The sequence below is a fragment of the Komagataeibacter swingsii genome, assembly GCF_003207895.1.
GTDB lineage: Bacteria > Pseudomonadota > Alphaproteobacteria > Acetobacterales > Acetobacteraceae > Komagataeibacter > Komagataeibacter swingsii.
Genome location: NZ_NKUB01000056.1, coordinates 1 through 6926 on the forward strand (window position 1 = coordinate 1; position 6926 = coordinate 6926).

Sequence of the window (6926 nt, forward strand, 5' to 3'; positions counted from 1 at the left end):
TCACGTCGGGCAATACCAGTCCATGTCACCATTCACTCCATCTCTTCGTAAAGACGGATGAATCACAACAGGCTGGTATTGTTCAAAAACTTTCGGATCAGGCTCTCAGGTCGCCTCTGGCACAGAGCCTGCTCGAGAGCATCCAGCACGAAGTCGGTATGGGCCGTTGAGGAGACGCGCCAGCCCACAATAACCCGTGCGAATACATCAATGATGAAGGCCACATAAACAAAGCCCTGCCATGTGGAAACGTAAGTAAAATCCGAAACCCACAGTCTGTTGGGGGCAGGAGCATGAAACTGGCGCTGCACCAGATCCTGCGGACACGGACGTTGCGGATCAGGCCGTGTGGTTCTGACCCCCTTGCCACGAATGACGCCTTTCAGCCCCATCCGGCGCATCAGCCGCTCTACCGTGCAGCGGGCGACATCCAGGCCTTCACGTTTGAGCTGATGCCAGACCTTGCGCGCTCCATAGACGCAGAAATTATCATTCCACACTCTACGGATGTCATCGCACAGTTCTTTGTCTTTCTGGCTGCGCACACACGGATTTTTCTGTCTGGCAACAGTTGCATAATAGGCAGATGGTGCAATCGACAGAACCCTGCAGATTGACCCGACACCATATGTCTGCCGGTGCTCCTCAATGAAGCGTGTCATGGCTTGAAGATGCGGTCGAGCTCCGCCTGGGCAAAATATGCCGACGCCTTACGCAGGATTTCATTGGCCTGCCGCAATTCGCGGTTCTCTCGCTCCAGTTGCCTGATCTTCTCTCGATCAGGCAGGTCACTCACCGCAGGCGCATTGGCACGTTCATGCAGACGGGTCCATTTTGACAGCGTGTCAGGATGAATATCCAGCTTTGGCGCGATCATCATCACCGCAGACCAGCGTGATGGATGGTTCTTCTCTTCCTCCAGAACCATGCGGGCTGCACGTTCACGAAACTCAGGTGGAAAACGCTTCGATTTGTTGCTCATGAATCCTTCTTACCTCTCGGGTCGTTCCGTCTCCACAAAACCCGGGGCAATTCACCTCGCACTGGGGGACATCTTTCGGGCTGCCGGTCCTGCCTGGCGGTCAGCCCATGCCGGCCGTCTCCCCCTGCAGCAGCTCAAGGTCATGTCGGCGATCGAACACTGCCGCACGGCGGCCCTTGGTGGTCATATCGCGGCCTGCGGAGACTGTGGACATTGGCGGATCGCCTATAACAGCTGCCGCAACCGTCATTGTCCGCGCTGTCAGGGGAACGCCGCGCGGACATGGCTGGCCGAGCGGGAGGCCGATCTGCTGCCGGTCGGGTATTTCCATGTCGTCTTCACCCTGCCAGCGCGGATCGCCGACATCGCACTTCAAAACAAGGCCGTTCTCTACGCCCTGCTGTTCCAGGCCGCCTCGGAGACGATGATGACGATCGCCGCCGATCCCCGGCATCTGGGTGCCCGCATCGGCATCACCGCTGTGCTGCACAGCTGGGGTTCGGCGCTGACCCATCATCCCCATGTGCACATGATCGTGCCGGGTGGTGGTCTCTCACCCGATGGCCGGCGCTGGATCTCGTCACGCCCTGCCTTCCTGCTGCCCGTTCGCGTGCTGGGCAAACTGTTCCGCCGCCTGTTCCTGACCCGGCTGCGCGCACTTTTCGATGCCGACCGGCTGGTCTTCCGGGGCCATCTTGCCCCTCTGGCAGAGCCTCGTGCCTTTCTGCGGTATCTGGCTCCTGTGCGCAGCAGGCGCTGGGTCGTCTACGCCAAACCGCCTTTTGCCGGTCCCAAAGCGGTGCTGGCCTACCTGTCGCGCTATACCCACCGCGTCGCCATATCGAACCGCCGCCTCCTGGCGTTCAACGAAAACGGTGTGACGTTCCGCTACAAGGACTACCGGCGGGACACGGCCCACCAGCAGCAGGTCATGACACTCGCCACGGATGAGTTCATCCGCCGCTTCATGCTGCATGTCCTGCCACGGGGATTTCATCGCATCCGCCATTATGGCCTGCTGGCCAGTTCCAGCCGCAAGGCCAGCCTCGCCCGGGTGCGGGAACTGCTGAATGTCATATCCACACCAGCGCCAGAAGTCCCGGAAGCCGAACCGGTCACGCCACCGCCGTGCCCATGCTGTGGTGGTCCGATGGTCGTTATCCAGATCCTTCCCCGATGGTGCCAGCCCCGAGGGCCGCCACAGGCGAGTGATCCAACCAAGGGATCACCATGACAGCCCGCAGATACGACAGCATGACCGATCCCGATGTCGGAGTGGCTCCGCGCCGGCAAACCGGGGCTCCTGTACGCATCACCGGAAAAACCGGGAAAATCGCTGTCTGCACCGCCAGTTCTGTCATCGCGTCATGCAGATCCGGTCACAAAAACCCGTTCCAGTTCCACAAACGCACCTGTATGCTCTGGCTCAGGCTCTCCCCCGGGTAGCGCCAGTTGCAAATTCCCCATAACTGACTCCCGGTGTCGCGGGTTCGGTCTTCCCAGACTTTCGTACGCCTCGCGGCGCCCGAAACCCTTCAGGAAAGCGGAATGTCTGCTAACTGACAGCACCAGCATGATAGCTGACCTCCATTGCAGCAGCCTTTCTCGAACGTGATCCCTTTGAGAAAGCACCGGCTATCTTGAACGCCGTTTCCAATCGGGGAAGGCGTTGGCTTAACTGCCTATCCTGTCATGAGACCTACAATACCTAATCCGAGCCTTGATACTTCATCCTGACGCAAGGTCAGAATCTCCACACCGCTTTTTGTAACTGCAACGGTATGTTCGAACTGAGCGGAGAGCTTTCGGTCTTTGGTCACGACTGTCCAACCGTCGTCTTTGGTCATAACCTGCCGGGTACCCTGATTGATCATGGGTTCTATGGTAAACACCATCCCTTCCTTGAGTTCTTGGCCTGCTCCTCGCTTTCCAAGATTAAGCACCTGGAGGGTTCGAAAAACTCTCTGGTTATGAGGCCCTGTGTGTGATTCCATCGTTCATCTTACGATGAGGGATGGATGATGATGCAGCCCGGTTTTTTTGATGTTGAAGATCGCCTGGCTCGTCTGAGTGGGCTTGGTGACCAGCTCGAAGCGTTTTCCCGGACTGTGGATTTTGAAGTATTCCGTCCTGACCTGGAGAAGGCTCTGGCCTATGCGGACGGGAGCAAAGGCGGCCGTCCGCCGTTTGATCCGGTGCTGATGTTCAAAATCCTGGTGATCCAGACGCTGAATAATCTGTCCGATGAACGGACGGAATATCTGATCAATGACCGCCTGTCCTTCATGCGTTTTCTTGGTCTGGGGCTGTCAGATCGCGTGCCCGATGCCAAAACGGTCTGGCTGTTTCGCGAACGTCTGACACAGGCGGGTGCGGTCGATGGTCTGTTCAATCGCTTTGATGCAACCCTGCGGAACGCTGGTTATCTCCCGATGTCAGGGCAGATCCTGGATGCAACGCTGGTCGCGGCTCCCAGGCAGCGCAACACAAATGCTGAGAAAGCGGATCTGCGTGAAGGGCGGATCCCACAGGACTGGCAGGACAAGCCGTCAAAGCTGTCCCACAAGGACAGGCATGCGCGGTGGACGCTGAAGTTCACGAAAGCAAAGCGGCAGGAGGATGGGACGATCCCCGCAACAGATCTTGCCATCCCATTCTTTGGCTACAAATCCCATGTCTCTATCGACCGAAAATTTCGGTTGATCCGGAAATGGAAAACAACCGATGCCGCCGCCAGTGATGGTGCGCGATTGAGAGAGGGCTTGCTGGATAAAACCAATACGGCCTCAATAGTCTGGGCAGACACAGCCTATCGCTCAAAAGCCAACGAAGACTTCATGGAGAAGCAGGGCTTTGTCTCGAAGGTCCACAGGAAAAAGCCGCATCTCAAGCCTATGCCTCGGCACATCCAGAAATCCAACGCCGGAAAGTCCGTTATCCGGTCACGTGTCGAGCATGTCTTTGCTGATCAGAAGTCACAGACCGGACTGTTCATCCGGACAGTGGGTATCACTCGTGCAACCATGAGGATCGGGCTGGCCAATATCGTCTATAATATGCGCCGCCTTCTCTTCCTCGAGAGGATTAACGCCCACGCGTAGCAGTCCAGCGGATGATCGTTCCCGATCTGCTCAAAACGCAGAGCGAAAGCCACCCCAGGAGCCATCAATCAGCACGCCAAAACTCTGAAATCAGGAGCCAGACGCATCAATCAACGGTTCTTCGATCTCTCCAGGTGGTCGAATTTCCCGTCATCGCGGCCGTGAAAATGCCGTGGAGTTCAACATACCCCACGGCATCCACATACCCCGCCACAAGACTCAGCGCGAGAACGCGCAGGGCCGAGCGTATCAGCGGTGTCATCAGACGATCAGCGGTTTGTCCTGCCGCAGTTTCGACAACGTTTCATCGTCAAGATTGAGATGTTCCTTCACCATCTGACGCGGCGACAGGCCCAACCACTGATTGGCCGAGAAATCGGCGAAGTGATCGCTCTTGAACGCTTCCAGAAAAACCATCGGTTCATCGCCGATATTTTCCAGATAATGCCCCATCCCGAGCGGCACATAACCCACATCGCCCGCACAGTAATCGAAGGTTCGCGCCTTCCCGCCCGATGCGAAAACCGTCATACGTGCACGGCCACGAACGAAATACTGCCACTCGTCATTGTTCGGATGCCAGTGGAGTTCGCGCATCCTCCCCGGTTCCACAACATTAATTGCAGCGGCAATGGTCGAGGCCGCCGGAAAGTTACGGGAATCGACAACCCGCACGGTTCCGCCAGCAGCTTTCGCAGGCTCCTGCTTCAAAAACCGATGCGTATACCGGATCTGCGACGGACCCTGCGGACATTTGATCGCATCTTCCTTTGCAACCGTCGGTTCGGTTCCATTGAAGATCCAGCGCGTTTTTTCCACATCTGTTGGCAGATTGGCGAAAACGGATTCCGGCACACCGAAATTCTTCGCCAGAACATGTCGCGGCGTATGAGCGAACCAGTCGCTGATCAGGAAAGTTTCGTTTTCAGAAAAATTCGCGTCATCAAAAACAAGAAGGAATTCGCATCCCTCATCGCCAAGTCCCTGAATGGAGTGAGGAATCCCGGCGGGAAAATTCCAGATATCCCCGGCTTCAACATCATCAACAAAAGGGTGTCCGCTTGTATCCAGCGCCGTGACCCGCGCTTTCCCAGCGATCATGAAACCCCATTCAGCTTCCTTGTGATAATGAAGCTCTCGATACCCGCCGGGTTTGAGCCGCATGTTCACTCCCGCAAGCGTTGTAGCGACCGGGAGTTCGCGAATGGTAATTTCACGCGCCCACCCACCGGAGCCAAGACGATTGCGTGCGTCGGCATAAGAGAATTTCAGATTGGGAATTGTCCCCGCATCCGTGTCCGGTGACGCCAGCAGATCGGGAACCTCGCGTTCACGTGGAAGATTGCGCGGTCCAAGAATGCTCGCCCCACGATCACCGCGAACGGGTTCCGGGGCCTCACGTTTTGAGCTGGTCCAGGGAAGGTCTGCCATTGGGGTATTTCCTGCCTGATGTGAACTGCGAAAAAATATGTCACTAGCAGGAGTGAAGCATTGATCTCCATCAAGAATTCTGTTTATGGTTGAATACTCACAACAATGTGAATATTCACGAAGGTAAAATACTCACAGAAAGCATCTGATTAATTTTATAAAATATATAAATTATATTTAAAAATTCTCGAAGCAATTATTATTACAAATAGACGGATTTTGTGGACAGAACGAAGAGATATGTCCGTTTCTGAAAATAAAAGCAGCAATACGGACAATTCTTTATGGAAGCACCACTGTCCGATTGACGAAGATGCCCCCACTCAGCATGCAGAGTTCGTCAACCTGAGCCGTGCCATGGCTTTTCGGGAAAAGGGCCGCAGACGCACTACCTGTTCGTCTGTCAGCCAATGCAGGTCGCCATCTTCAATCCCCTCACGGAGCCTGAAACAGATTTGAACGGAAGTCTGCGTCTGACTATCGCCTCCATGCCTCGTCATGACGATCCTGCTGACATATTTTTATTCTAAAACATACCGCGATCTGGAATAGTATGCGGCTCAGACTGGATATTTTTTATCGCATTGTACACAGATTGTCTGTTGTTTGCTTGCCCTGCCGTATCCGCACATCCTGACAGACCCAGAAGGATCGTGACGAATGCGGCAATGCAGCACGCGTGTTTGCAGTTTCTAAAGACCATTTACGTTCTCCAAAGCAAAAACCCTATATGCGCTCCATAAAAGAAGTGCATACTCTACGTTTTTCGAAAAAAGCTGGGTGTCCTGCACTTTTTCCGAACGGAATAAAAAGTATATTGCTCCCTAATTTATTTTTATTTTTCTGTTTCAACCGGAGTCAGACAGGATTTTTCAATGGCATGAGCGTGGTCGATTGCTACAGCAGTGCCCCAGGCACGAGATGCAAAAGTCGTTATCGGTTCGTCCTTCATCCTGCAAAGACCAATGAAACCTGGTGAGAACCCCTGAAGAGCCCGCTTTTGCAGCTTTTGTTCACCGGATATGCGCAAGGGAAAAGAGGCGATGGGAAGTATCGTTACGACATTACCAAGCATCAACTCGGCGTGTATGAGTTCCAGAGAATCTGATTCCATTTGTACATTGGGAGTAACACCAGCGATTTGAAACCCGGTATCAATCAATTGCCGACAATGCATACCTTTTGTCAGTAATGCCAACGGAAGAGTCGCTGCTTCTTCCCAGGTGATTTCCGGTTGAAGCGGAAGCTCAAAATCATCTACGGCAGCCAGAACCTGATGTTCCGCGTAAAGTGTACGCACCTCGACGCGGATTTCTTCTGTGGTTGCCGTCCGTTATGCAAGAGTTTTCTGACCCATATTGACGTGTGATCGTGTGCGGTCTTCTGTAAGGCCTGTTGATGTGGCCTTTCAG

5 protein-coding genes, 2 pseudogenes and 1 other annotated feature are annotated in these 6926 nt (G+C 54.5%); of the genes and pseudogenes, 2 read left to right on the forward strand and 5 right to left on the reverse strand.

What is annotated here, in order from left to right:
• Window positions 1–107 precede the first annotated feature (107 nt).
• Window positions 108–982: pseudogene (locus CFR76_RS18595) on the reverse strand (IS3 family transposase); the annotation flags it as partial.
• Window positions 588–704, reverse strand: a sequence feature (AL1L pseudoknot). It overlaps the preceding pseudogene by 117 nt.
• On the opposite strand from CFR76_RS18595, the gene CFR76_RS16875 reads away from it, so the two are divergent.
• Window positions 981–2216, forward strand: a complete 1236-nt coding sequence (locus tag CFR76_RS16875) for an IS91 family transposase (RefSeq protein ID WP_110557928.1) — start codon at window positions 981–983, stop codon at window positions 2214–2216. The pseudogene CFR76_RS18595 and the gene CFR76_RS16875 overlap by 2 nt on opposite strands.
• Window positions 2217–2664: 448 nt before the next feature.
• Here the strand turns inward: CFR76_RS16875 and CFR76_RS16880 are convergent.
• A pseudogene (locus CFR76_RS16880) lies at window positions 2665–2925 on the reverse strand (M24 family metallopeptidase); the annotation flags it as partial.
• A gap of 75 nt (window positions 2926–3000) precedes the next feature.
• Between CFR76_RS16880 and CFR76_RS16885 the strand changes: the two are divergent.
• A complete protein-coding gene (locus CFR76_RS16885) occupies window positions 3001–4083 on the forward strand; it encodes an IS5 family transposase (RefSeq protein ID WP_173578274.1) in 1083 nt (360 codons plus the stop codon).
• Between the two features lie 106 nt (window positions 4084–4189).
• On the opposite strand, the gene CFR76_RS18855 is transcribed toward CFR76_RS16885, so the two are convergent.
• From CFR76_RS18855 to CFR76_RS16900, 3 genes are all read right to left on the reverse strand, one after another.
• Complete coding sequence (locus CFR76_RS18855) at window positions 4190–4345, reverse strand: DUF1275 family protein (RefSeq protein ID WP_081749537.1); 156 nt, start codon at window positions 4343–4345, stop codon at window positions 4190–4192.
• On the reverse strand, window positions 4345–5514 hold the full coding sequence (locus CFR76_RS16895; RefSeq protein ID WP_025439994.1) for an oxalate decarboxylase family bicupin: 1170 nt from the start codon (window positions 5512–5514) through the stop codon (window positions 4345–4347). Before CFR76_RS16895 ends, CFR76_RS18855 begins: the two co-directional genes overlap by 1 nt.
• An 835-nt stretch (window positions 5515–6349) precedes the next feature.
• On the reverse strand, window positions 6350–6814 hold the full coding sequence (locus CFR76_RS16900) for a LysR family transcriptional regulator substrate-binding protein (RefSeq protein WP_157699283.1): 465 nt from the start codon (window positions 6812–6814) through the stop codon (window positions 6350–6352).
• Window positions 6815–6926 lie beyond the last annotated feature (112 nt).